Here is a 289-nt window from a genome sequence, read left to right on the forward strand (position 1 = left end):
GTCTGAGAACATGCGTCGATACGAGCACGATAAAACGTTTTTGTTTTACAAAGACATGGCCTCACTACTTAAAGATATCAAGACGTTCGAAGAGTTTAACTGGATCAAAGCATTCGATTCTGCGGCAGCTCAACAAGTTGCCCGCGACCTGGAGTTAGCGCTCAAGAATGCTTTTACTAAAGGTCGCTTGCAACGCTTTCCAAAGCACAAGATCTCATATAAAAAGAAAAAACTTCACAACGATAGCTTTCGAGCGGTCAATAACTCGAACTGTATCCGCATTGAAAAT

At 41.9% G+C, this 289-nt stretch carries 1 pseudogene; it reads left to right on the forward strand.

Features of this window, described 5'->3' with window-relative positions:
• Positions 1–10: 10 nt before the first annotated feature.
• Positions 11–289 (forward strand): annotated as a pseudogene (locus tag CWC14_RS18265) (RNA-guided endonuclease InsQ/TnpB family protein); the annotation flags it as partial.

Source organism: Pseudoalteromonas sp. S3260 (assembly GCF_005886925.1).
Classification (GTDB): Bacteria; Pseudomonadota; Gammaproteobacteria; order Enterobacterales; family Alteromonadaceae; genus Pseudoalteromonas; species Pseudoalteromonas tetraodonis.